General features: G+C 64.8%; 33 protein-coding genes. All 33 read right to left on the bottom strand.

Annotated features, from left to right (window positions below; translation table 11 throughout):
* Positions 1-2: 2 nt before the first annotated feature.
* The 33 genes from CH42_RS08685 to CH42_RS08525 all read right to left on the bottom strand — a co-directional run bounded on the left by CH42_RS08685 (position 3) and on the right by CH42_RS08525 (position 24,020).
* Entirely contained in the window at positions 3-602 is a 600-nt protein-coding gene (locus tag CH42_RS08685) for an adenylate kinase (protein ID WP_053352808.1), read from the bottom strand.
* A complete protein-coding gene (gene secY, locus CH42_RS08680) occupies positions 599-1,927 on the bottom strand; it encodes a preprotein translocase subunit SecY (protein ID WP_053352807.1) in 1,329 nt (442 codons plus the stop codon). The genes CH42_RS08685 and secY overlap by 4 nt, the downstream gene beginning before the upstream one ends.
* Before the next feature lie 219 nt (positions 1,928-2,146).
* Positions 2,147-2,608: a 50S ribosomal protein L15 gene (gene rplO / locus CH42_RS08675; RefSeq protein WP_053352806.1), complete on the bottom strand. Its 462-nt coding sequence runs from the start codon at positions 2,606-2,608 to the stop codon at positions 2,147-2,149.
* Positions 2,605-2,793: a 50S ribosomal protein L30 gene (gene rpmD / locus CH42_RS08670; RefSeq protein WP_053352805.1), complete on the bottom strand. Its 189-nt coding sequence runs from the start codon at positions 2,791-2,793 to the stop codon at positions 2,605-2,607. Before rpmD ends, rplO begins: the two co-directional genes overlap by 4 nt.
* Positions 2,793-3,500 (bottom strand): 30S ribosomal protein S5, encoded by a 708-nt coding sequence (gene rpsE / locus CH42_RS08665; protein ID WP_053352804.1) that lies wholly within the window; start codon positions 3,498-3,500, stop codon positions 2,793-2,795. Before rpsE ends, rpmD begins: the two co-directional genes overlap by 1 nt.
* Entirely contained in the window at positions 3,497-3,871 is a 375-nt protein-coding gene (gene rplR / locus CH42_RS08660) for a 50S ribosomal protein L18 (protein WP_053352803.1), read from the bottom strand. The genes rpsE and rplR overlap by 4 nt, the downstream gene beginning before the upstream one ends.
* A gap of 2 nt (positions 3,872-3,873) precedes the next feature.
* A complete protein-coding gene (rplF, locus tag CH42_RS08655; protein ID WP_053352802.1) occupies positions 3,874-4,410 on the bottom strand; it encodes a 50S ribosomal protein L6 in 537 nt (178 codons plus the stop codon).
* A 6-nt stretch (positions 4,411-4,416) separates the two neighbouring features.
* Positions 4,417-4,815, bottom strand: coding sequence for a 30S ribosomal protein S8 (gene rpsH, locus CH42_RS08650; protein ID WP_053352801.1), 399 nt, complete (start codon positions 4,813-4,815; stop codon positions 4,417-4,419).
* Positions 4,816-4,933: 118 nt separating this feature from the next.
* The gene (gene rplE / locus CH42_RS08645) at positions 4,934-5,503 is read right to left on the bottom strand and encodes a 50S ribosomal protein L5 (RefSeq protein WP_053352800.1); all 570 of its coding nucleotides are present in this window, start codon (positions 5,501-5,503) and stop codon (positions 4,934-4,936) included.
* Positions 5,500-5,865, bottom strand: coding sequence for a 50S ribosomal protein L24 (gene rplX / locus CH42_RS08640; protein WP_053352799.1), 366 nt, complete (start codon positions 5,863-5,865; stop codon positions 5,500-5,502). The genes rplE and rplX overlap by 4 nt, the downstream gene beginning before the upstream one ends.
* A 4-nt stretch (positions 5,866-5,869) precedes the next feature.
* Positions 5,870-6,238, bottom strand: coding sequence for a 50S ribosomal protein L14 (gene rplN / locus CH42_RS08635; RefSeq protein ID WP_053352798.1), 369 nt, complete (start codon positions 6,236-6,238; stop codon positions 5,870-5,872).
* Between the two features lie 32 nt (positions 6,239-6,270).
* Entirely contained in the window at positions 6,271-6,543 is a 273-nt protein-coding gene (gene rpsQ, locus CH42_RS08630; protein ID WP_053352797.1) for a 30S ribosomal protein S17, read from the bottom strand.
* A 2-nt stretch (positions 6,544-6,545) separates the two neighbouring features.
* Positions 6,546-6,854 carry a 50S ribosomal protein L29 gene (rpmC, locus tag CH42_RS08625; RefSeq protein WP_053352796.1) on the bottom strand — a complete coding sequence of 103 codons (309 nt, stop codon included), beginning with the start codon at positions 6,852-6,854 and terminating at the stop codon, positions 6,546-6,548.
* Positions 6,854-7,273, bottom strand: coding sequence for a 50S ribosomal protein L16 (gene rplP, locus CH42_RS08620; RefSeq protein ID WP_053352795.1), 420 nt, complete (start codon positions 7,271-7,273; stop codon positions 6,854-6,856). Before rplP ends, rpmC begins: the two co-directional genes overlap by 1 nt.
* A gap of 2 nt (positions 7,274-7,275) precedes the next feature.
* On the bottom strand, positions 7,276-8,034 hold the full coding sequence (rpsC, locus tag CH42_RS08615) for a 30S ribosomal protein S3 (protein WP_053352794.1): 759 nt from the start codon (positions 8,032-8,034) through the stop codon (positions 7,276-7,278).
* A 4-nt stretch (positions 8,035-8,038) separates the two neighbouring features.
* On the bottom strand, positions 8,039-8,419 hold the full coding sequence (rplV, locus tag CH42_RS08610) for a 50S ribosomal protein L22 (protein ID WP_053352793.1): 381 nt from the start codon (positions 8,417-8,419) through the stop codon (positions 8,039-8,041).
* Between the two features lie 25 nt (positions 8,420-8,444).
* On the bottom strand, positions 8,445-8,726 hold the full coding sequence (gene rpsS, locus CH42_RS08605; RefSeq protein WP_010156398.1) for a 30S ribosomal protein S19: 282 nt from the start codon (positions 8,724-8,726) through the stop codon (positions 8,445-8,447).
* Positions 8,727-8,750: 24 nt separating this feature from the next.
* On the bottom strand, positions 8,751-9,587 hold the full coding sequence (rplB, locus tag CH42_RS08600; protein WP_053352792.1) for a 50S ribosomal protein L2: 837 nt from the start codon (positions 9,585-9,587) through the stop codon (positions 8,751-8,753).
* 22 nt (positions 9,588-9,609) lie between these two features.
* Entirely contained in the window at positions 9,610-9,909 is a 300-nt protein-coding gene (rplW, locus tag CH42_RS08595) for a 50S ribosomal protein L23 (protein WP_053352791.1), read from the bottom strand.
* The gene (rplD, locus tag CH42_RS08590) at positions 9,906-10,559 is read right to left on the bottom strand and encodes a 50S ribosomal protein L4 (protein WP_053352790.1); all 654 of its coding nucleotides are present in this window, start codon (positions 10,557-10,559) and stop codon (positions 9,906-9,908) included. The genes rplW and rplD overlap by 4 nt, the downstream gene beginning before the upstream one ends.
* 3 nt (positions 10,560-10,562) lie before the next feature.
* Positions 10,563-11,216, bottom strand: a complete 654-nt coding sequence (rplC, locus tag CH42_RS08585) for a 50S ribosomal protein L3 (protein ID WP_053352789.1) — start codon at positions 11,214-11,216, stop codon at positions 10,563-10,565.
* Positions 11,217-11,230: 14 nt separating this feature from the next.
* The gene (rpsJ, locus tag CH42_RS08580; protein ID WP_010156393.1) at positions 11,231-11,539 is read right to left on the bottom strand and encodes a 30S ribosomal protein S10; all 309 of its coding nucleotides are present in this window, start codon (positions 11,537-11,539) and stop codon (positions 11,231-11,233) included.
* 389 nt (positions 11,540-11,928) lie between these two features.
* Positions 11,929-13,026 (bottom strand): UDP-phosphate alpha-N-acetyl-D-fucosaminephosphotransferase, encoded by a 1,098-nt coding sequence (locus CH42_RS08575; protein WP_053352788.1) that lies wholly within the window; start codon positions 13,024-13,026, stop codon positions 11,929-11,931.
* Positions 13,023-14,822, bottom strand: coding sequence for a polysaccharide biosynthesis protein (locus CH42_RS08570; protein ID WP_082309370.1), 1,800 nt, complete (start codon positions 14,820-14,822; stop codon positions 13,023-13,025). The genes CH42_RS08575 and CH42_RS08570 overlap by 4 nt, the downstream gene beginning before the upstream one ends.
* 186 nt (positions 14,823-15,008) lie before the next feature.
* Positions 15,009-16,202: an elongation factor Tu gene (gene tuf, locus CH42_RS08565; RefSeq protein ID WP_053352786.1), complete on the bottom strand. Its 1,194-nt coding sequence runs from the start codon at positions 16,200-16,202 to the stop codon at positions 15,009-15,011.
* A 163-nt stretch (positions 16,203-16,365) separates the two neighbouring features.
* Entirely contained in the window at positions 16,366-18,480 is a 2,115-nt protein-coding gene (gene fusA / locus CH42_RS08560; protein WP_053352785.1) for an elongation factor G, read from the bottom strand.
* A 123-nt stretch (positions 18,481-18,603) separates the two neighbouring features.
* Complete coding sequence (rpsG, locus tag CH42_RS08555) at positions 18,604-19,074, bottom strand: 30S ribosomal protein S7 (protein ID WP_053352784.1); 471 nt, start codon at positions 19,072-19,074, stop codon at positions 18,604-18,606.
* Positions 19,074-19,445 (bottom strand): 30S ribosomal protein S12, encoded by a 372-nt coding sequence (rpsL, locus tag CH42_RS08550; RefSeq protein ID WP_010156385.1) that lies wholly within the window; start codon positions 19,443-19,445, stop codon positions 19,074-19,076. The genes rpsG and rpsL overlap by 1 nt, the downstream gene beginning before the upstream one ends.
* Before the next feature lie 218 nt (positions 19,446-19,663).
* Positions 19,664-20,776, bottom strand: a complete 1,113-nt coding sequence (locus CH42_RS08545; protein ID WP_053352783.1) for a glycosyltransferase — start codon at positions 20,774-20,776, stop codon at positions 19,664-19,666.
* A gap of 3 nt (positions 20,777-20,779) precedes the next feature.
* Positions 20,780-21,820, bottom strand: coding sequence for a phosphodiester glycosidase family protein (locus CH42_RS08540; protein WP_082309369.1), 1,041 nt, complete (start codon positions 21,818-21,820; stop codon positions 20,780-20,782).
* A gap of 60 nt (positions 21,821-21,880) precedes the next feature.
* Entirely contained in the window at positions 21,881-22,522 is a 642-nt protein-coding gene (locus tag CH42_RS08535) for a hypothetical protein (protein WP_053352782.1), read from the bottom strand.
* A complete protein-coding gene (locus CH42_RS08530) occupies positions 22,519-23,001 on the bottom strand; it encodes a hypothetical protein (RefSeq protein WP_053352781.1) in 483 nt (160 codons plus the stop codon). Before CH42_RS08530 ends, CH42_RS08535 begins: the two co-directional genes overlap by 4 nt.
* Complete coding sequence (locus CH42_RS08525; protein ID WP_053352780.1) at positions 22,998-24,020, bottom strand: hypothetical protein; 1,023 nt, start codon at positions 24,018-24,020, stop codon at positions 22,998-23,000. The genes CH42_RS08530 and CH42_RS08525 overlap by 4 nt, the downstream gene beginning before the upstream one ends.
* Positions 24,021-24,177: the final 157 nt, after the last annotated feature.

The following is a 24,177-nucleotide window of genomic DNA, read 5'->3' as shown; positions in this document are numbered from 1 at the left end:
ATCTAGGAGGCGACGCGGGCGCCGAGCTGAGCGTCGAGCCCACTGGCGATACGTTCCGCGACGGCATCCACGCTGCCGATTCCGTCGACGGAGAGGAGAATGCCCCGCTCCGAGAACAGCTCGACGAGCGGCGCAGTCTGCGCGGCGTACACGTCTTGCCGGTGGCGAATCACTTCTTCGGTATCGTCTGCGCGACCCTCGACCTGAGCTCGCTTGAGCAGACGGGCAACGACCTCGTCGACATCGGCTTCGATCAGCACGACCGCATCGAGCGAGGAGCCGTCGAGCATGCCGTCGAGCGCGTGTACCTGATCAACGGTGCGCGGATACCCGTCGAGCAAGAACCCGGAGGCCGCGTCGGCCTGCGTCAGACGGTCGGCGACGATGTCATTCGTCAGCGAGTCGGGAACGAGTTCACCCTGTTCGATGATGGCCTGCACCTGCTTGCCGAGCTCCGTGCCACCCTTGATGTTCGCGCGGAAGATGTCACCGGTCGAAATCGCCGGCACTCCGTAGCGTTCCGCGATCTTGCCGGCTTGCGTGCCCTTGCCGGCCCCGGGAGGGCCGATGATGAGCAGTCGCGTGGTGGTGGTCTCAGTCACTTGAGAAGCCCTTCGTAGTGGCGCTGCTGCAGCTGGGCATCGATCTGCTTTACCGTCTCAAGGCCGACGCCCACGATGATGAGAATCGAGGAACCGCCGAAGGGGAAGTTCTGGTTCGCACCGAAGAACGACAGGGCGACAAGCGGAAGCAGTGCGATGACACCGAGGTAGAGCGAGCCAGCGCTCGTAATGCGCGTCAGCACGTAGTTGAGGTACTCGGCAGTCGGACGACCAGCACGGATACCGGGAATGAAGCCGCCGTACTGCTTCATGTTGTCGGAGACCTCTTCAGGGTTGAAGGTGATCTGCACGTAGAAGAATGTGAACCCGATGACGAGCAGGAAGAACACGAGCATGTAGAACGGCTGGTCGCCGAGCACGAGGTTGTTCTGAATCCAGACGACCCACGGCTTCGGGTCTTCACCGATCTTGGGCTGGTTGAACTGCGTGATGAGCATCGGCAGGTAGAGGATCGCCGACGCGAAGATGACGGGGATCACACCCGCCATGTTGACCTTGATCGGGATGTAGGTGCTGCTGCCGCCATAGGTACGCCGGCCCACGACGCGCTTCGCGTACTGCACCGGGATGCGGCGCTGCGACTGCTCGACAAAGACCACCGCTGCCACGACCAGCAAGCCGACGCCGAGAACTATGAAGAAGACTTCCCAGCCGCGCGACTCCTTGATGATCCACATCGCACCGGGGAACTGTGCCGCGATCGACGTGAAGATCAGCAGCGACATGCCGTTACCGATGCCGCGCTCAGTGATGAGTTCGCCGAACCACATGATGAGTCCGGTGCCGGCCGTCATCGTGATGATGATGATGAGCACGGCCCACCATTCTTGCGACACGAGGTTCTGGCAGGCCTGGTTCGCGAGCGAGCCGAAGAGCTGGCCCGAGCGCGCGACGGTGATCAGCGTGGTCGACTGGAGAATCGCGAGTGCGATGGTGAGGTAGCGCGTGTACTGCGTCAGCTTGCTCTGGCCCGCCTGACCCTCCTTGTGGAGTGCCTCGAAGTGCGGGATGACCACGCGGAGCAGCTGCGTGATGATCGATGCCGTGATGTAGGGCATGATGCCGAGCGCGAAGATCGAGAGCTGCAGCAGCGCACCGCCGCTAAACAGGTTGATCATGTCGTAGAGGCCGTTGCCTCCGCTGCTCGCCTGGTTTGCCACGAGGCAGGCCTGCACGTTGTTGAAGTCAACGAAGGGCGCGGGGATGAAAGACCCCAACCGGAACAGCGAAACGATCGCGAGTGTGAACACGATCTTCCGGCGCAAGTCGGGAGTCCGGAAGATCCGTCCGATGGCGCTGAACAAAATCTGCCTCCTGGAACGTCGTAAGGGGCTTCGCCTAACGACGAGAACCAATTTCTCCAGACTACACGGCATCGGCCGTGCGCCTGAAGCCTCCGTCGCGAAAGACGGCGGCGGACAAGCAAAAAACGGGGGTCAGGCCGGAGCGGCAGTGCTGCCGCCCGGCCCGAGCCCCCGCGTCCCGGGATACACCCGGGAGTACTGCATGATCCTGACGGATCGTTACTTCACTGCACCACCGGCGGCGACGATCTTCTGCTCAGCCGAGCTCGAGACCTTGTCGACCTGCACGGTGAGCTTGACCTGCAGGTCGCCGTCGCCCAGCACCTTGACGGGCTGGTTCTTGCGCACGGCGCCCTTGGCCACCAGATCATCAACGGTCACGTCGCCACCCTGGGGGTAGAGCTCTGCGAGCTTGGCAACGTTCACGACCTGGTACTCGGTGCGGAACGGGTTCTTGAACCCGCGCAGCTTCGGGGTGCGCATGTGCAGCGGCATCTGCCCACCCTCGAAGCCGACCTTGACCTGGTACCGGGCCTTGGTGCCCTTGGTACCGCGGCCAGCGGTCTTGCCCTTCGACGCCTCACCGCGACCCACGCGGGTCTTGGCCTTCTTGGCGCCCGGAGCCGGACGGAGGTGGTGTGCCTTCAGCACCGACTCACGCTCCTCGTTCTTCTCGCTCATGCGTCGATCTCCTCAACCACTACCAGGTGAGCGACCGCACGAATGTAGCCGCGGTTGGCCTTCGTGTCCTCACGAACGACCGACTGGCCGATCTTCTTGAGGCCGAGGCTGCGCAGCGTGTCGCGCTGGTTCTGCTTCTCACTGATGACGGACTTCGTCTGCGTAACCTTCAGGCTCTTCGCCATTACGCACCTGCCTTTGCCTTCGCGGCAGCGTCGGCCGCAGCCTTCGCCTCAGCGCGCACGATGCGGGCCGGGGCGACGCGGTCGAAGTCAAGGCCACGGCGAGCTGCGACGGAGCGGGGCTCCTCGAGCAGCTGCAGCGCCTCGACGGTCGCGTGCACGATGTTCAGGGTGTTCGACGAACCGAGCGACTTGCTCAGCACGTCGTGGATGCCCGCGCACTCGAGTACGGCGCGGACCGGGCCACCGGCGATAACACCGGTACCGGCAGCAGCGGGGCGCAGCAGCACGACGCCGGCTGCGGCCTCACCCTGCACGGGGTGCGGGATGGTGCTGCCGACGCGGGGCACGCGGAAGAAGTTCTTCTTGGCTTCTTCGACGCCCTTGGCAATCGCGAGGGGAACTTCCTTCGCCTTGCCGTAGCCGACGCCCACGGTGCCGTTGCCATCGCCCACCACGACAAGCGCGGTGAAGCTGAAGCGACGGCCGCCCTTGACGACCTTCGACACGCGGTTGATGGTCACGACGCGCTCGAGGAACTGGCTCTCGTTGCGATCGCGGCCGCTGCGCTCGTTGCGGGTGCCGCGATCGCGGCTTCCACGACGCTGCTCACGCGGCTCGTTGCGGTGATCCTGAGCCGGGGCCTGCGCGGCCGTCGTCTCAGACTGGGCCTCTGCAGACACTTCCTGCTCCTTCGTTTCGTTGCTCACAGGGTCAGTCCCCCTTCGCGAGCGCCGTCGGCGATCGCTGCGACGCGACCGGCGTACTTGCTGCCGCCGCGGTCGAAGACGACCGCGTCGATGCCGGCGCCCTTGGCGCGCTCGGCGACGAGCTCGCCGACCTTGCGTGCCTTGGCGGTCTTGTCACCGTCGAACGAACGCAGGTCGGCTTCCATGGTCGAAGCCGATGCGAGGGTGAGACCCTTCGAATCGTCAACGATCTGCACGAAGACGTGGCGCGCGGAACGGTTCACGACGAGACGGGGGCGAACCTCCGTGCCGACGATCTTCTTACGCAGGCGGGTGTGGCGGCGAACGCGCGCAGCGGTCCGACCCTTAGCCCGGGTTACTGAAGCGGCCATGGTTACTTACCAGCCTTTCCTGCCTTGCGACGGACAACCTCGCCCGCGTAGCGAATGCCCTTGCCCTTGTAGGGCTCCGGCTTCTTCAGCTTGCGGATGTTTGCTGCGGCCTCGCCGACAGCCTGCTTCGAGATCCCGCTGACGGTGATCTTGGTGTTGCCCTCGACTGCGAGCGTGATGCCCTCGGGAGCATCCACGTTCACCGGGTGGGAGAAGCCGAGCGCGAGCTCAAGGCCGGCGCCCTTCTGCTGCACGCGGTAGCCGGTTCCGACGACCTCGAGCTGCTTGGTGTAGCCCTCGGTGACACCGATGATGTTGTTGTTGATGAGCGTGCGGGTCAAGCCGTGCAGCGCTCGGGAATCGCGCTCGTCGTCGGGACGGGTGACCAGCACCTGTCCGTCTTCGAACGCAACGCGGATGGGCTCCGAAACGACGAGCGCGAGCTCGCCCTTCGAACCCTTGACCGTGACCTTCTGGCCATCGATCTTGACGTCGACACCGCCGGGAACGGCGATGGGAAGCTTACCAATACGTGACATGACGGGTTACCACACGTAAGCGAGGACTTCCCCGCCAACGCCCTTCTGCTCAGCCTCGCGGTCGGTCAGGAGACCCGAGGAGGTGGACAGGATCGCGATGCCGAGGCCGCCGAGCACGCTCGGGATCTCAGTGGTGCCCGCGTACACGCGAAGGCCGGGCTTGGAGACCCGCTTGATGCCCTCGATGGAACGCTCGCGGTTCGGGCCGTACTTCAGCGACATGGTGATGGTCGTTCCGACGCGTGCCGGCTCAACCTTCCAGTCCTGAATGTAGCCCTCGCGCTTGAGGATCTCAGCGATCCGCTCCTTCAGCTTCGAGCCGGGGAGCGAAACGTCGTCATGATGCGCAGAGTTTGCATTGCGCAACCGGGTGAGCATATCTGCTACCGGATCAGTCATCGTCATGAGTGACTCTTTCTTTCTCGCCTGGTTTCATGCGCCGGTACACCGACGCACGACCTAGGTGACACACGGATGGGGTGCCCGGGTAAACCCGGGCACCCTCGCCGCTTGGACTATTCAGTTATTCCGACTTGAAGGGGAAGCCGAGCGCGCGAAGCAGCGCACGACCCTCGTCGTCGGTCTTTGCGGTGGTCACGACAGTGATGTCGAACCCACGCACGCGATCAATCTTATCCTGATCGATCTCGTGGAACACACTCTGCTCGGTCAAACCGAAGGTGTAGTTGCCGTTTCCATCGAACTGACGCGGCGAGAGGCCACGGAAGTCGCGGATACGGGGCAGTGCGAGATTGATCAGACGGTCGAGGAATTCCCACGAACGATCGCCACGAAGCGTGACGTGCGCACCGATGGCCTGGCCCTCACGCAGCTTGAACTGCGCGATGGACTTCCGAGCCTTGGTAACCATGGGCTTCTGACCGGTGATCTTCACGAGGTCGGCAATTGCGCCCTCGATCACCTTGCTGTCACGCGCAGCCTCGCCGACACCCGTGTTCACGACGACCTTGACGATCCCCGGAACCTGCATGATGTTGGCGAAGTTGAACTCCTCGCGGAGCGCGGGGACGATCTCGGCGCGGTACTTCTGCTTCAGGCGGGGCTGAGCGTTGGTCGCTGCAGTCTCGGTCATGCGAGATCCTTCCCGGACGACTTCGCGTAGCGCACGCGAACCGTCTTCTTCTTGCCGTCCTTCTCGATCTCCTCGACGCGGAACCCGACGCGGGTCGGCTTCTTCGTCTCGGGGTCGACGATGGCGACGTTCGACACGTGAATCGGGGCCTCGACGGTCTCGATGCCACCCTCGCGGGTGCCACGCTCCGACTGGCCGACGCGGACGTGCTTGGTGACGAAATTGACGCCCTCAACCACGACGCGGTCGGTCTCGGTCAGGACCTCGATGACGCGACCCTGCTTGCCCTTGTAGCCGCCGCGTTCCTGCGACGGGCCCGAGATGACCTCGACGAGGTCACCCTTCTTGATCTTTGCGCCCATAGGACTAGATCACCTCCGGTGCGAGCGAGACGATCTTCATGAACCGCTTATCGCGCAGCTCACGTCCGACCGGCCCGAAGATACGGGTGCCGCGGGGCTCCCCATCGGCCTTGAGGATGACGGCAGCGTTCTCGTCGAACGCGATGTACGAGCCATCCGCGCGACGAGTCGACTTGCGCGTGCGAACGACGACCGCCTTGACGACGTCGCCCTTCTTCACGTTGCCGCCGGGGATTGCGTCCTTGACGGTCGCGACGATCGTGTCGCCGACACCGGCGTAACGACGCTTCGAGCCACCGAGCACACGAATCGTGAGCAACTCCTTGGCGCCGCTGTTGTCGGCAACCTTGAGTCGGGATTCCTGCTGAATCACTTGTTACTCCTTCACTCAGTAAGCCCGGAGGCTTACTTCGCCTTCTCGAGGATCTCGACCAGACGCCAGCGCTTGGTCGCGCTCAGCGGGCGGGTCTCGTGGATGAGCACGAGATCGCCGATGCCGGCCGTGTTCTGCTCGTCGTGGGCCTTCACCTTCGACGAGCGACGGAGCACCTTGCCGTAGAGCGGGTGCTTCACGCGATCCTCGACCTCGACAACGATGGTCTTCTCCATCTTGTCGCTGACGACGTAGCCGCGGCGAGCCTTACGGTAGCCGCGCTGTTCCTTCTCGACCTCAGCCATGTTCAGGCCTCCTTCGTCTCAGCGGCGGCATCCGCCTGCTCGGTCTTCTTGCTGCTCTTCTTCGCCTTTGCGGGCGCAGCAGCAGCGGGCGTGGCACGAATGCCGAGCTCACGCTCACGCAGCACGGTGTAGATGCGAGCGATGTCGCGCTTCACCTGGCGAACGCGGCCGTGGCTTTCCAGCTGGCCGGTGGCCGACTGGAAACGAAGGTTGAAGAGCTCGCCCTTCGCCTTCTTGAGTTCTTCTGCCAGTCGCTCGTTCTCGAAGCTATCGAGCTCGGTGATGGCCAGTTCCTGGGTACCGATCGCCATTACGCGTCGCCCTCCTCGCGCTTGATGATACGGGCCTTGAGGGGCAGCTTGTGGATGGCGCGGGTGAGCGCCTCACGTGCAAGCTCCTCATCGACGCCGGCGACCTCGAAGAGGACGCGGCCCGGCTTGACGTTGGCAACCCACCACTCCGGGGAGCCCTTACCGGAACCCATGCGGGTTTCCGCAGGCTTCTTGGTGAGGGGGCGGTCCGGGTAGATGTTGATCCACACCTTGCCGCCGCGCTTGATGTGACGCGTCATGGCGATACGAGCGGACTCGATCTGACGGTTCGTCACGTAAGCGGGGGTCAGCGCCTGGATGCCGAACTCACCGAATGCCACGGTGTTGCCACCCTTGGACTGACCGGTGCGGCTGGGGTGGTGCTGCTTGCGGTACTTGACTCGACGGGGAATCAGCATGCTTACTTCTCCGCTCCTGCTGCAGCAGGTGCAGCCTCGGCCTGTGCGCCACGGGGCGCACGGCGGCGGTCGCCGCGGTCGCGAGACGGCTTCTGGGCCGCCTGCTCACGAGCGAGTTCCTTGTTGGTCAGGTCACCCTTGTAGATCCAGACCTTCACGCCGATGCGGCCGAAGGTGGTCTTTGCCTCGTAGAAGCCGTAATCGATGTTCGCGCGGAGCGTGTGCAGCGGCACGCGACCCTCACGGTAGAACTCCGAGCGGCTCATCTCGGCGCCGCCGAGGCGGCCGGAGACCTGGATACGGATGCCCTTGGCGCCGGCACGCTGAGCGCCCTGCAGACCCTTGCGCATCGCGCGGCGGAACGCCACACGAGCAGCGAGCTGCTCGGCGATGCCCTGCGCGACGAGCTGAGCGTCGGCCTCGGGGTTCTTGACCTCGAGGATGTTCAGCTGGATCTGCTTGCCGGTGAGCTTCTCGAGGTCGGCGCGGATGCGCTCGGCCTCAGCGCCACGGCGACCGATGACGATGCCGGGACGTGCCGAGTGGATGTCCACGCGAACACGGTCACGGGTGCGCTCGATCTCGACGCGCGAAACGCCCGCACGGTCGAGCTGCTTGGTCAGGTGCTGACGGATCTTGATGTCCTCGGCGAGGTAGTCAGCGTAGCGCTGACCGGCCTTCGTCGAGTCCGAGAACCAACGCGACACGTGATCAGTGGTGATCCCGAGGCGGAAGCCATAGGGATGAATCTTCTGGCCCATACCGTTAGGCTCCCTTCTTCGCGGCAGCCAGCTCATCAGCCGACTGCAGCACGATCGTGATGTGGCTGGTGCGCTTGTTGATGCGGAACGCGCGTCCCTGTGCGCGGGGGCGGAAACGCTTCAGCGTCGCACCCTCGTCCACGAAGGCACGAGCGATGACCAGCTCGTCCTCGTTGAGACGCAGATTTTCCTTGTCAGCCTTGACGCGCGCATTCGCGATCGCCGAGGCCACCAGCTTGAAAATCGGCTCCGATGCGGCCTGCGGGGCGAACTTCAGGATGGCGAGTGCCTCCTGAGCGTTCTTCCCACGAACCAGATCAATAACGCGACGGGCCTTCTGGGGGGTAACGCGGATATGACGCACGCGTGCGATCGACTCCACCATTTCTCTTCCTCCTTCACGTCACCGCTTAGCGGCGACGGCCCTTCTTGTCGTCCTTCACGTGTCCACGGAAGGTACGCGTGGGCGCGAACTCGCCCAGCTTGTGACCGACCATGGTCTCCGTGACGAACACGGGGATGTGCTTCCGACCGTCGTGCACCGCGATGGTGTGTCCCAGCATGGCGGGGATGATCATCGAGCGGCGCGACCAGGTCTTGATCACGTTCTTGGAGCCAGCTTCGTTCTGCACAATCACCTTGTTCAACAGGTGGTTATCGACGAAGGGGCCCTTCTTGAGACTACGAGGCATCTTCTACTCTCTCCTACCTGTCGACTAACGCTTCTTGCCAGCGTTGCGGCGACGCACGATGAGCTTGTCGCTTTCCTTGTTCGGATGGCGCGTACGGCCTTCCTTCTGGCCCCAGGGGCTGACCGGGTGACGACCACCCGAGGTGCGGCCTTCGCCACCACCGTGGGGGTGATCCACCGGGTTCATGACGACACCACGCACGGTCGGGCGGACGCCCTTCCAGCGCATACGGCCGGCCTTGCCCCAGTTGATGTTCGACTGCTCGGCGTTGCCGACCTCGCCGACGGTTGCGCGGCAGCGCACGTCGACGTTGCGGATCTCACCCGAGGGGAGACGCAGCTGAGCGTAGGGGCCGTCCTTCGCAACGAGGCGAACCGAGGTGCCTGCGGAACGAGCGAGCTTCGCTCCCCCACCGGGCTTCAGTTCGATCGCATGGATGACGGTACCCGTCGGGATGTTCTTCAGCGGCAGGTTGTTGCCCGGCTTGATGTCAGCGCCGGCACCCGACTCGACGACGTCGCCCTGCTTCAGCTTGTTCGGCGCGATGATGTAGCGCTTCGTGCCGTCCTGGAAGTGCAGCAGTGCAATGCGTGCGGTGCGGTTGGGGTCGTACTCGATGTGAGCGACCTTGGCGTCGACGCCGTCCTTGTCGTGACGACGGAAGTCGATGACGCGGTACTGACGCTTGTGGCCACCACCGATGTGACGGGTGGTGATCCGGCCCTGGTTGTTGCGGCCGCCGGTCTTGGGAAGCGGGCGAAGCAGCGACTTCTCGGGCGTGGAGCGCGTGATCTCTGCGAAATCAGCAACGCTCGAGCCGCGACGACCCGGGGTCGTCGGCTTGTACTTGCGAATTGCCATGATGTGTTCCTCTTCGCCCCTTCTACAGCGCAGCCGTGAAGATGTCGATGGAGCCCGACTTCAGGGTGACGATCGCGCGCTTGGTGTCCTTGCGCTTGCCCAGACCGAACTTGGTGCGGCGGGTCTTACCCTTGCGGGTCAGCGTGCGGACCTTGGCGACCTTCACATTGAAGACCTGTTCGACAGCGAGCTTGATCTCGGTCTTGTTCGACTCCGGCTGCACCTCGAAGGTGTACTGGCCGTTGGCGTCGATGAGACCGTAGCTCTTCTCCGAAACGATCGGGCGGATGATGACGTCGTGTGCGGACTTGTTCAAGCTCACTTCGAGACCTCCTGAGCGGCACGGCCGGTGACGAAGGCGTCGAAGGCGGCCTTGGTGAAGACGAGATCGTCGCTGACGACCACGTCGTAGGCGTTGAGCTGATCCTGGAAGATCACGTGGACGTGCTCCAGGTTGCGCACGCTGAGCGCCGTCAGCTCGTCATCGCGGTCGACGACCACGAGAACGCGCTTGCCCGGAGCAACCGACGCGAGGAAAACGCGTGCGGCCTTGGTGCTGGGCTTGTCGGCGATGCCAAAGCCCTCGACGACGTGCAGGCGGTTCGCGCGAGCGCGATCCGACAGCAGACCGCGGAGCGCAGCAGCAATCATCTTCTTGGGGGTGCGCTGCGAGTAGTCGCGCGGCACGGGACCGTGCACGACGCCGCCGCCGCGGTGCTCAGGAGCACGAACCGAACCCTGACGAGCGCGGCCGGTGCCCTTCTGCTTGAACGGCTTGACACCCGAACCGGAGACCTCGCCGCGGTTCTTGGTCTTGTGCGTACCCTGACGCGCAGCTGCGAGCTGAGCGGTGACCACCTGGTGGATCAGCGGGACGTTGGTCTCGACACCGAAAATGGTCTCGGGCAGGTCAACCGACCCGGCCTTCTTACCCTGGGCGTCGAACACCTCGAGCTTGGTAGCGGTAGCCATGAACTACGCCCCCTTCACTGCGTTGCGAACGAAAACGAGACGACCGCGTGCACCGGGAACTGCACCCTTGACCAGGATGAGGTTCTTCTCGGCGTCGATCGCCTGCACGGTGAGGTTCTGCACGGTCACGCGCTCGCCACCCATGCGGCCCGGCATGCGCTGACCCTTGAAGACGCGACCCGGGGTCGCGGCTCCACCGATCGAGCCCGGCTTGCGGTGGTTGCGGTGAGCACCGTGCGATGCGCCAACACCCTTGAAGTTGTGACGCTTCATGGCACCGGCGAAGCCCTTGCCCTTCGAGGTGCCAACGACGTCGATCTTCTGACCGGCCTCGAAGGTGCCATCGACGGTGAGCTCCTGGCCGAGCGCGTACTCAGCCGCGTCGGAGGTGCGAACCTCGGTGAGGTGACGGCGCGGCGTTACGCCGGCCTTCTCGAAGTGACCAGCCGTCGGCTTGTTCACCTTGCGGGGATCGATCTGACCCGCGGCGATCTGCACGGCGCTGTAGCCGTCGACCTCGGGGGTGCGGATCTGGGTGATCACGTTGGGTGCCACCTCGATCACGGTGACGGGAACGACATTGCCGTTCTCGTCCCAGACCTGCGTCATACCGAGCTTGGTGCCCAGAAGACCCTTCACGTTACGTACTACTGACATGTCCGGATCCCCCCTTAGAGCTTGATCTCGATATTGACGTCGGCAGGCAGGTCGAGACGCATGAGCGAATCGACGGCCTTCGGGGTGGGATCGACGATGTCGATCAGGCGCTTGTGCGTGCGCTTCTCGAAGTGCTCGCGGCTGTCCTTGTACTTGTGGGGCGAACGGATGACTGCGATCACGTTCTTCTCCGTGGGGAGCGGCACGGGGCCGATCACGGTGGCACCAGCGCGGGTGACCGTGTCGACAATCTTGCGTGCGGAGCTGTCGATGACCTCGTGGTCATACGACTTCAGTCGGATGCGGATCTTCTGTCCCGCCATGTGACTCTCTTTTCTACTTGCGTCGTACTGCGCACCGAAGTGCGCCGCATTGGACGTCTTACGTACCAGCGCCCTGGCGTTGGCGCTCTCGCGCCTCGTGCTGGGTCTCTGTTCACCTGTCAAAACCGACCGCCCGTATCGACGAGCAGTCGGCCCCGCGCGCACGAAAGCGGCCGGACTAATGTCTGGCCGCCGAACGGCGTGCGGGTGTTGTTCGCTACCCGCGGCCTAACCCGAACCCCGATCACTCGGGGCGATTATGCACTGCCTGGCAGTGACCCACACCGGGGCGTGGAGTACTGAACCTGTCTATTCTCGCACGCGGAGAGCCTCCGTGCAACCCGGGCGTGTCGCGTGTCGGATCGCCTCAGGCATTGAGGTGTCGACCGTCAACTGCGGTTCGGCAGGAGGCGCGGCAGGAGGAGGTAGACGACCAATACAGCGAGACCTGCGACGAGCAGCAGCAGGGCTCCGCCGAGCCCGGTGAAGAATGACGCGAGGCCCAGTGCGGAGGTGAGGAGACTGGCGCCCGCGGTGCAGGCCGACGCCTGCACGTGCGAGTACCCGAGCTGTTGGATGCGCTGATACGCGTGTTCTTTGTGCGGCTCATCCCAGCGGTGACCGGTCCGCACGCGCTTGACGAGCGTGACCGCGACGTCGCCGAAGCAGATGACCATGGGGCCAATGGTTGCAAGCAGCGGCACCCCCGAAACCAGTGCGGCGAAGCTGGTGATCGCGACGGCTCCCCCGAGGAGGTAGCTGCCCACATCGCCGAGGAACGCCCCCGGTTTGGTGAGATTCCAGGGGAGAAAGCCCGCGAATCCCGCAGCGAGAGCGGCGCCGGCGACGATGAGCCACGGCATCCCGGCAAACCAACCCGAGACGGCGAAGGTGAGCCCGGCGATCACGCCATGGAAGCCGCTGATGCCATTGAGCCCGTCCATGAAATTCGCGACATTGATATAGCTCGAGATGAAGAGCACGGCGTAGATGGCGAGCAGCACCGATGCCCAGAGCGGGAGCGCCCCCACACCGGCCGTCCATCCGAACGACGCAGCACCATCGCCGATTGCGGTGGCGACGCCACCTCCAGCCGGAGCCATGATGAGCAGCGCAACCGCTGCGGCGAGGGCGATACCGAGCAGCAGCACGCTGCGCACGCCCACGCTGAGTCCACGCAGGTCTTCGGCCAGGCCGAGCATCCCGGAGGCGAAGGTGCCGAGCGCCACGATGAGGAGCACCCGCCACCCGCCGGACGCATCATCGGAACCGACCAGGACAGCGACAGCGATCCCTTCCGCGATAGCGATCGCGATCAGCACTGCGAGCCCGAGTCCGCGCAGTACCGGCCGCTCATGCGACGACCGCTCATTCGGCACGTCCATGATGCCGAGCCGCACGAGCAGCGGCCGCACCGCGACGGGCAGCGCAATACTGAGCAGCGCCGCGACTCCCCCGACCACCCAGGCGAGCGCCGTCACGGTCACTGCACCCGCTCCTCGGCCTCTGCGGTCAGATCCATACGCGCAACCCAGCCCTCATGGTCGAGCACCTCCGGCGAGATGGTATCGACCGTGGCGTGCGAGATCTTCGGGTGGAACGGTCGCTCGTCGCCTTCGCCGTCGCCCACGAGCTCCTCGTGCAGTTTCTCACCGTGACGCAGCCCGGTGAAGACGATGTCGACATCGCGGCCCGACTGCTCAATCATGCGCTGCGCCACGTCGAGAATGCGCACGGGCTCCCCCATATCGAGGATCAGCACCTCGCCCGGGCGCCCGATGCCCCCGGCTTGCACCACGAGTTGGCAGGCCTCGGGAATGGTCATGAAGAACCGGGTCACGTCGGGGTGCGTGACCGTCACCGGACCGCCCGACTCGATGAGTGAGCGGAAGGTCGGAAGCATTGAACCGCGACTGCCGATCACGTTGCCGAAGCGCACGGAAAGGTAGCGTTGACCGGTGCGCTCGGCCATGTAGGCAGTCAGCTTCTCGGCGACGCGCTTCGAATGCCCCAACACGCTGGTCGGGTTCGCGGCCTTATCGGTCGAGATGTTCACGAATGTGCCGACCCCTACGGCTTCCGCGGCCCGCAGCACGTTGAGCGTGCCGAGCACATTGGTCTTCCATGCCTCATCGGGGTACTGCTCAAGCATCGGGAGGTGCTTGAGCGCCGCCGCGTGGAACACGACTTCGGGGCGTCGCTCGAGGAAGATGCGCTCGAGTGCGGCGGCGTCACGGATATCAGCGAGGACAACGTCATTCGTGTCGAGCAGTCCGTGACCACTGATCGAGAGTTGCGACTCCTGCAATGAAGTTTCATCGCGGTCGAGCATGATGAGCTCGCGAGGAGCGAAGCGTGCGAGCTGTCGGCACAGCTCCGAACCGATCGAGCCGCCTGCGCCGGTGACGAGCACACGGCGATCCTGCAGGTACGAGGCGATCGATTCTGTCTCGAGTCGCACGGGATGGCGGCCGATGAGATCCTCGATCGACAGCTGCCGGAAATCGGAGATCACCGAGTTGTTGCGAAGAATTTGATCGAGTGGGGGCAGCACGAGCGCTGTCATGCCGACCTCGTTCGCGACCTCGTCGACCTGGCGCATCAGCGTCGCATCAGCGTCGCCGATACACACGATGACCTTGGTGGCACGGGTATCGCGCGCGACCTGGGCGAGATCGGCGAAGCCGCCCAGCACCCGCACTCCACGAACCTCCTGGTTGCGCTTCATGGGATCGTCGTCGATGAACCCGACGGGAAGCGTGGACCCTTTGGCATCGGTCAACAGTCGCTTGGCCGTCTGCACTCCGAGATAGCCGGCGCCGTACAGCAGCGTCCGTTCGGCCTCCATGCCGGGAAGCAGTTGTCGTTCGTTGTAGAGCCGAACGACGTAGCGGGCGACGCCCATCAGACTGAACGTGATGGGGGCGGCAATCACCAGCGTGCTGCGCGGAATCCCGTTGCCATACCCCACCAGATAGGCGAAGAGCCAGGCCACCACCAGCACTGCGGTGACGTCGAGCACGAGCACGCGCACCTCATCGAAGCTGCCCACCTGGTAGCGGTTGCGATACAGCCAGAACACCCAGCCGAATAGCAGCTGCAGGATCGCGGTCACTCCGATCACCGTCAGCGTCCAGCCCCAGTGAATGCGCATCAGGTTGAAGTCGAAGCGCAGCACGAGTGCGGCCAGGATCCCGATGGCCCAGGCGAGCGCATCGATCAGGAAGAGTACGCCGTACTGCCGGGTGAAGTGAGCGATGCGGCCCGCTACGGTCTGCGGCACGTGGGCTCCCTTCATATGGCGCGGCGCGGGAGCGCCGACGTGGATCAGATTTCGAGGATACCGCTTCGGTGCTGGGTACCCGCGCAGGCCGCGCGCACCGCGGCGAAAACGCAAGAACCCCCGGGAACGAATTCCCGGGGGTTCACATCATCGGCCGTCAGGCCGAAGAAGGCGGTGCTACGAGACTTACTCGGAAACCTTGGTCACCGTGCCGGCGCCGACGGTGCGGCCACCCTCACGGATCGCGAAGCCGAGGCCCTCTTCCATAGCGATCGGCTGGATCAGCTCGACCGACATGTCCGTGGTGTCGCCGGGCATAACCATCGGCTTGTCCTCGGGGAGGGTGATGACACCGGTCACGTCAGTCGTACGGAAGTAGAACTGCGGACGGTAGTTCGTCTCGAACGGGTTGTGGCGGCCGCCCTCTTCCTTCTTCAGGATGTAGGCGGTGCCCTCGAACTTGGTGTGCGGGGTGATCGAGCCCGGGGCCACGACGACCTGGCCGCGCTCAACGTCTTCACGCTTGGTGCCGCGGAGCAGGAGGCCACAGTTCTCGCCAGCCCATGCCTCGTCGAGCTGCTTGTGGAACATCTCAATGCCGGTGACGGTGGTCTTCTGCGTCGGGCGCAGACCCACAATCTCGACCTCAGAGTTGATCTTCAGCGTACCGCGCTCGGCGCGGCCGGTGACGACGGTGCCACGACCGGTGATCGTGAAGACGTCCTCAACGGGCATCAGGAACGGCTTGTCCTTGTCGCGCACCGGGTCCGGGATGCTGTCGTCGACAGCGGTCATGAGCTCGACGATCGAGTCGACCCACTTCTCGGTACCCTGCAGAGCCTCGTAGCCCGAGACACGGACGACGGGAGCGTTGTCTCCGTCGTAGCCGTTCTTGGTGAGCTCCTCGCGGACCTCCATCTCGACGAGCTCGAGGATTTCCTCGTCGTCGACCATGTCGCTCTTGTTGAGTGCAACGAGCAGGTAGGGGACGCCGACCTGCTTGGCGAGCAGGATGTGCTCCTTGGTCTGCGCCATCATGCCGTCGGTCGCCGCAACCACGAGGATTGCGCCGTCCATCTGAGCAGCACCGGTGATCATGTTCTTGATGTAGTCAGCGTGACCGGGGGCGTCAACGTGAGCGTAGTGACGCTTGTCGGTCTCGTACTCGACGTGCGAGATGTTGATCGTGATGCCGCGCTGGCGCTCCTCAGGAGCCGAGTCGATCGTGTCGAAGTCGCGCTGCACGTTCACGTCAGACGGGAACTTGTCGGCGAGGGTCTTCGAGATCGCCGCGGTAAGAGTCGTCTTACCGTGGTCAACGTGACCGATCGTTCCGATGTTTACGTGCGGCTTGGTCCGCTCGAACTTGGCCTTCGCCACTATGGTCCTCCTCAGGACGTTAAGTACCCTTGCGACTCCGACGGTTTCGGAGGGCCCTGGTACGGGGTTGGTGTCACTATGTTACAAGCTCAGCGCTGTGATCGCGAGCTGAGCGATTCGGTCGGCGGCGATGCTCGGCATCGCCGCCGACCTCGGGGCGGAGTTACTCGCCCTTAGCCTTCTGCACGATCTCCTCAGCCACGGCCTTAGGAACCTCGGCGTAGGAATCGAAGGTCATCGAGAACACGGCACGACCGCTGGTCTTCGACCGGAGGTCACCGATGTACCCGAACATCTCCGACAGCGGAACGAGCGCGCGCACGACCTTCACGCCGCTTGCGTCCTCCATCGACTGGATCTGACCGCGACGCGAGTTCAGGTCGCCGATGACGTCGCCCATGTACTCCTCGGGAGTACGCACCTCGACCGCCATGAGCGGTTCGAGCAGCACGGGCTGAGCCAGACGCGCGGCCTCCTTGAAGGCCATCGAGCCGGCGATCTTGAACGCCATTTCCGACGAGTCGACGTCGTGGTACTGGCCGTCGAGCAGCTGTGCCTTGACGTTGACGACGGGGAACCCGGCGAGGATGCCGTACTGCATGGCGTCCTGGATACCGGCGTCGACCGATGGGATGTACTCGCGCGGCACGCGACCACCGGTGACCTTGTCCTCGAACAGGTAGACCTTGTCGTCGTCGGTCTCGAGCGGAGCCAGCGAGATCTGCACCTTTGCGAACTGACCGGAACCACCGGTCTGCTTCTTGTGGGTGTAGTCGTACTTCGGCACCTCGCGGCGGATCGTCTCGCGGTAAGCCACCTGGGGCTTGCCGACGTTCGCCTCGACGTTGAACTCGCGCTTCATGCGATCGACGAGGATGTCGAGGTGAAGCTCGCCCATGCCGGCGATCACGGTCTGGCCGGTCTCGGCGTTGAGGCTCACGCGGAACGTGGGGTCCTCTTCGGCGAGCTTCTGGATCGCGACGCCGAGCTTCTCCTGGTCGCTCTTGGTCTTCGGCTCGATGGCCACCTCGATCACGGGCTCGGGGAAGGTCATCGACTCGAGCACGACCTGGTTGTTCGGATCCGAGAGGGTGTCACCGGTGGTGGTGTCCTTCAGACCGATCACGGCGTAGATGTTGCCCGCGTTGAGATCGTCGACCGGGATCTCCTTGTTGGCGTGCATCTGGAAGATCTTGCCGATGCGCTCCTTCTTGCCCTTGGTCGAGTTGACGACCTGGGTGCCGGAGGGGATGCTGCCCGAGTAGACGCGCACGTAGGTGAGGCGGCCGAAGAACGGGTGCACGGCGATCTTGAAGGCGAGTGCCGAGAAGGGCTCGCTCGCTGCCGGCTTGCGCTCGATGACGATCGACTCGTCGCGGGGGTCGTGCGCCTCGATCGAGCCCACGTCGAGCGGGTTCGGGAGGAAGTCGACGACCGCGTCGAGCATCGGCTGGATGCCGCGGTTCTTGAACGCCGAGCCGCAGTACACGGGGTAGATCTCGTTGTTCACGACGAGCTTGCGGATACCCGCCTTGAGCTCGTCGATGGTGAGCTCTTCGCCGCCGAAGTACTTCTCGAGCAGGGCGTCGTCGCTCTCGGCGACGGCCTCGACGAGCTGCGCACGGTATTCCTCGGCCTTGGCCTGCAGGTCCGCGGGGATCTCCTGCGTCTCGTACGCGGCACCCAGGGAAACGTCGCCCTTGGCGTCGCCTTCCCAGACGAATGCCTGCATCGAGAGCAGATCGACGACACCGATGAAGTCAGACTCGGCACCGATCGGCAGCTGCATCACGAGCGGCTTCGCGCCCAGACGGCTGATGATGGTGTCGACCGTAAAGTAGAAGTCGGCGCCCATCTTGTCCATCTTGTTGACGAAGCAGATGCGGGGCACGCCGTACTTGTCGGCCTGGCGCCAGACGGTCTCGGACTGGGGCTCAACGCCCTCCTTGCCGTCGAACACGGCAACCGCGCCGTCGAGCACGCGGAGCGAGCGCTCCACCTCGACGGTGAAGTCGACGTGACCGGGCGTATCGATGATGTTGACCTGGTTCTTGTTCCAGAAGCACGTGACGGCAGCGCTGGTGATGGTGATACCGCGCTCCTTCTCCTGCTCCATCCAGTCGGTCGTCGAAGCGCCGTCGTGCGTTTCACCCAGCTTGTGGTTCACACCCGTGTAGAACAGGATGCGCTCGGTGGTGGTGGTCTTGCCGGCATCGATGTGGGCCATGATGCCGATGTTGCGGACCTTGCTCAGGTCGGTGAGCACGTCTTGTGCCACAGGGTTCTCCTCCGGGGTGGGGGTGAAAGTTCGGGAGATTGCGACTCGAACGAGCGAGTCGCGGTGGTGGACTCGGGGTGCCGGGTCGGAGCGCGCGAGGCGATCCGACCCGACACCTGAGTACTACCAGCGGTAGTGAGCGAACGCGCGGTTCGACTCCGCCATCTTGTGCGTGTCCTCGCGACGCTTCACCGCGGCGCCGAGGCCGTTCGATGCGTCGAGGATCTCGTTGGTGAGGCGGTCGGTCATCGAGTTCTCACGACGAGCCTTCGCGTAGCTGGTGAGCCAGCGGAGGGCGAGCGTGTTTGCACGATGAGGCTTGACCTCGACGGGCACCTGGTAGGTGCTGCCGCCAACACGACGCGAACGCACCTCAAGGGTGGGGCGCACGTTGTCGAGCGCCTTCTTGAGCACGGTCACGGCATCCTGATCGGACTTGGCAGCAACAGCCTCGAGTGCACCGTAAACGATGCGCTCTGCGAGACCCTTCTTGCCGTCGAGCAGAATCTTGTTGACGAGCTGGCTGACTACGGGCGAACCGTAGACGGGATCAGCGACGACGGGGCGCTTGGGAGCGGGACCTTTACGGGGCATTACTTCACCTTCTTTGCACCGTAGCGGCTGCGAGCCTGCTGGCGATCCTTGACCGCCTGCGTGTCGAGCGCGCCGCGCACGATCTTGTAACGAACACCGGGGAGGTCCTTCACACGGCCACCGCGCACGAGCACCAACGAGTGCTCCTGCAGGTTGTGGCCCTCGCCGGGAATGTAGGCGGTGACCTCGGTGCCGTTGCGGAGCTTCACACGAGCGACCTTGCGCATCGCCGAGTTCGGCTTCTTCGGGGTGGTGGTGTACACACGCGTGCACACACCAGCCTGCTGCGGGTTCGCCTTCAGAGCGGGCGCCTTGGTCTTGGTGACCTTCGGCGACCGGCCCTTACGGACCAACTGCTGAATGGTAGGCAATATTTCTCCTCATTCGTCCTGCACGGTGACAGGAATGCTTCAATGGATGAGCATGTGCGACTGCTTGCGCTGACGCTGACCTGCTGTTCCACCGAAGCGGAACCGAGTGCAGGTATGCCGTGGGGGTTCGCCTCTGGCGAGGCGTCTGACCCTGTGATGCAGTCCCTCGACGCCGACGTGCGGGCACGACGGAACCAGTGGAACACACCAACACACAACTATACGGCCCTGAACGGCGTTTTGGCAATGGTCGTCGGCTCAGGATCAGCTGCGACTTCGGTATTGCCACGCGCCGTGAAGATGGCGCCCCGCTGCACCCGATAGCTCGTGAGAAACAGCACTCCCTCGGTCACGACTTTTGCGAGCCACAGTGGCATGCCGTGCTCGGTCAGGAACGACATCCACACGATGTTCGAGGCGAGCAGCAGCGCCGCCAGCGCGAGATACTGCAGCGCCTCTCGCACGAGCCCGGCACGCCCTCGTCTGGCGAAGACGAGCCGGCGATTCACCGCGAAGTTCGCCCCGGCGCTCAGCACGCGCGCGCCAATGATCGACGGAATTAACGCGCCGGTGAGGGCTTGCAGCACCAACAGTGCGATCGCATCGATCGCGAATGCCGCCAGCGACGACGCCGCGAAGAGTGCGAGCGGCAGCATCACGCGCACGGAATCGAGGATTGGCCGGAAGTGGCTGGAGCGGTTCTCCTCGAGATACACCGTGGTGATCGGGATCTGGACGGCGCCGTACCCGGCCCCGCGCAGTCGCAAGAGTACCGATTGCTCGTATTCGAATCGCTCCCCCGGCACCGTTGCCAGCCAGTCGAGCATCTGCGACGGAATGCCGCGCAGCCCGGTCTGGGTGTCGCGGAGTCGCCATCCGGCCACCGCGCAGAAGAGGCCGCGGGAGACGGCGTTGCCGAAGCGGCTGCGGAACGGGACCTCACCGGCGAAATCGCGGCAGCCCAGCACCATCGACGGCACAGCGTTTCCGTCGTCGCGATTCGCCGCCCCCGCCGTCAGCGCGGCGGCGATCCGCTCGATGTCGGCTACCGTGTGCTGCCCATCGGCATCCGCGGTCACCACGGATTCGCCGGGCCGCTCCCCGGATATCCAGGCGAACCCGGCTTTGAGCGCCGCACCCTTGCCACGGTTTTGGGCGAAGGTCAGCACGCGAGCGCCCGCGACCCGCGCCGCATCGAAGATGTTCGCGTATGCGACACCCGAGCCGTCATCTACGATCAGAATCTCGAGCCGCGGAGCACGCGACTGCAACTCGGCAACGAGATTCAGCAGCCGCTGGTCGGGTTCGTAGGCGGGAATCAGCACGAACATGGTTCACTCCGCCACATACAGGATGTCGCTGGTACCGCGCTCCCCGCCGTTCGAGGGCTGGTTCAGCACCTCACCGTCGAACACCATCGTCGAGGAGCCGCCTCCATCGAGGTTGTAGGCGGTCGTCGCTCCGAGATCCTGCATGATCCCGGCGAGTTCGGTCATCGTGACGCCGCGACTGTATCCGGGGTCGCGCCCGTCTACGACCACGAAGACGAGGTGATTGTCATCGATGACCCCGACCGCGGTGCGCGGCTGCTCGCCCTGAATGGAGTGATTGCCGAAGTTGGTGTCGACCTCGACACTCTCGATCCCGTCGACGACTGCGCCGTCTTCGACGATTGCGGGGCCGAAGCTGAGCGTGTTCCAGACGCCGTCGGCGAGCAGCGTCGCCGCGTCGGTCTGGGTCTCGTCGTACACCCGAACTGAACCGTCGGTGTAGAACGCCAGACCTTCCCGGGCCCCCTCGTCACGGTACACGACGCCGTTGCGAATCTCGATGCCGGTGTCGCGGAAGCCGTAGTAGTCGCCGTTGATCGCGAACACCGCTCCGTTGTCGGCTGCGATCTCGCTCGTCGTCTCGGTGATGTTCTCGCCGAACTGATTCTGCGCGAATGCCGATCGGAGGTCCGTCGCGTCGCCGAGCTGCACATCGGCCACGTAATAGGTCACGGTGTCGTCGCCGCTTCCCGTGGTCACCTGACTCACGCTGACCGAGGTATCGCCGTTCGTGTATTCATCGCCGTCGACGGTGCCGGTCGTGGCCGCATCGTCCGAGTCAGTGGCGGTCTCGCTCGTCGTCTGCGATGCGTGCGCCGCCTCGTAGCTCGTGACGTCGGAGATCTCGACCTTCGCGATGAGAAATCGGTCGGCGGCCCAGGCAGCGCCTCCGCCGAGTACGAGCGCGACGGCGGTGATGGACGCCGCGAGCGCAATTCGGAACCGCCGCGATCGGCGGAGCTTCGGCTTCGGGGGTGTCAGATTCGACTCAAGCTGCGTGGAAGCCACGCGTGACGCGGAATTCGGAGTGGGGTTGGTGTCCATATCCCCGAGTGAAGCCGCACCGGCTTTGCGCAACCTATGCCTGGCCCCAGAGAACGCCTGCTACTGCGGTGGCTCCAGGTTGCGACTCAGCTCGTCGAGCATGTCTTGAATGAGCGGCTCCACGAAGCGATGCACTGCGGCCTCGATGCGCGGGCGATGGGCGACCAGCGCGAAGCACACCTCGCGCCCGGCCTCCTCCGCTTGCGCATCGGCCAGCTCGATCTCCCGCCGCAGGCGCACCTTCTCATCAGCACTGAGTGGCGGGCGCGGCAGCGGCGGCTCCGGCCGGGACTCCTCAGCGAGACCGGTGAGGGTGAAGAGGAACGGCTGATCCCCCTCTTCAGGTTCGGGATCGGGATCAAGCCCCTCGAACTCGGGCTCGAGCCCCTGCGACGGGTCGTACCCCCCGGCGTTCCACATCTCTGCGTCGGAGAGTTCAGCGTGCAGCGCGGGGAGCTCGGAGGCGGTGAACTCCTCCACCCGCTTATCGATGATGCGCTGCATGCGCGAAACGAGCGCGTGCGTCACCTGATGCGGCACATCGGCGGCGAGCCCCGACGCGGCGAGAATAGGCGATCCGGTGCAGCGTCGGCACACCCGTGCGCGACCGCGGTGCGTTCCCGGTTTCCAGCTCGGCACCCATCGCAACCACGCGTCGACCGCCGCGTTGACCCGACCCTCGATCGTATTCGCCGCGCTCACTCGCCCGCCTCATCGCGTTCCCAGGGCCACCGCGGAGCCGGCCGATCGGTATAGACGCGTCGTGCGAGCACGGCCCAGAACGCCAGAGCCGCCAGGCCCCAGATGATCGCCAGGCCGAGTGCGAAGGCACTGAACCAGGTCTCGGCAACCGACATGCCGCCGAGCATACCCGCGAGGCACCACCAGAGGTAGACGCCGAAGCCGAGACCGAGCACGATTCCCCACGAGGGCGATCGTCTCCCGCGCAGGAGCGCGATGGCCGAGGCCCACAGCGACACCGCGAGGGCGATGAGCGCGACGAGGATCACCACAGGCGCCGTCCATGCCGCAACGCCGTCCGTGGTCACGGGTTCGCGATCCAGCGCGAGCGCGAGGCCGCCCCAGACCGCGACCAAAACCGCCACGGCGGCAATGCCCGCTGCGCCGATGAGTGCCCCGACATAGCCTCGGGTCACTCCGCGCCGCGGGCCGTCGGTCATGCCTGTGCGGCGGTCTGGGACTCGGCGAGCGCGGTTTCGTAGTCCGCGAGTTCACGCGCGTTGCGCAGCTTGACGCGACGCCCACGAGCACCGATCCAGGCACCGAACCACACCGTCGCCTCGCGCGCGACGAGTGCCGCACCGAGAGCGGGCACCGTGAGCCCGAAGCGGGTCACGAGCGTCTGCAGGTCTCCCGACCAACCGCGGGATCCGCCGAGCATTTCGCGCGGAGTCTCGAACGGCGTGCCGAAGTATGCGAGCGACAGCGTCACGGCGACCCATACGAGCGCTGCGACGAAGAACCCGCCCAGTACGTACGCCCACCATCCGGCGCGACCGACGATCAGCACGACGAGCAGCAGCCCCAGGAAGAACGCCACCACTGCGGCGATCACGGGCCACGAGGTCACCCACGGTACCAACGCCTCAGTGAGGAACGTCGACGGGGGGAACGTCGGTGCGAGCCAGAGTGCGAGCACTCCCGCGAACACGATGGCGAACCCGATCGTCGCGACGAGCGCGATGAGTGCGCCCGCACCGCGATTGCCCTTGATGTCGGGCGGCAGCGGCGACTGCACGTACAGCCCGGCCATCGGGTGATCCGAACTGATGCGAATCTCGCCGTCTCGTTCCGACGCAGCCGGGGCCGCCGCGGCAGCGCTCGGCAGGTCGTCGAGCGCCGGGAGCCCAGACGTCTCTTCCCGCGTCAGCGGCGCGGCAGGCGAGGTCGTCTGCGCCGACGGCGGCTCGAGATTGAGCTCGGTGTCAACGAGCGAGACCTCTTCGCGATGCGCGCGTTCGGCAGCCGCAGCGGCCTCGGCCTCGTTCACGTCTGCGCCGGCTGCGGGCGTCGCGCCCGGTGCCTTGTCGACGGTCTCATCCGACCCGGGAACGCGCGAGCGCTCGACCGCGCGGAGTACCTCGGTCTGGCTCGCCTCGGTCTCCTCGACCGGGGCACCCGGAGTGGCAGCGGTTTCCGGCGTCTCCGCAGCCCTCGATGCCTCGCGCTCGTCGCTCATCGCTTCACCTCTCGTAGCGTTCGTGGTGTTCGACGTCCGCAGACGACAGAACACAGTCACTGTGCCGCCACAGTACAAGGTTCGCGGAAGATCGCGCGGACCACGCGCCGCGAGCCGACAACCCGATGAAACGGCAACGGGCGCCCGCACCCGAAGG

Source organism: Leucobacter musarum subsp. musarum (assembly GCF_001273845.1).
GTDB classification, from domain to species: domain Bacteria; phylum Actinomycetota; class Actinomycetes; order Actinomycetales; family Microbacteriaceae; genus Leucobacter; species Leucobacter musarum.
Note: the sequence above shows the minus strand (reverse complement) of the source record. Positions and strands in the feature narration are given on the sequence as shown.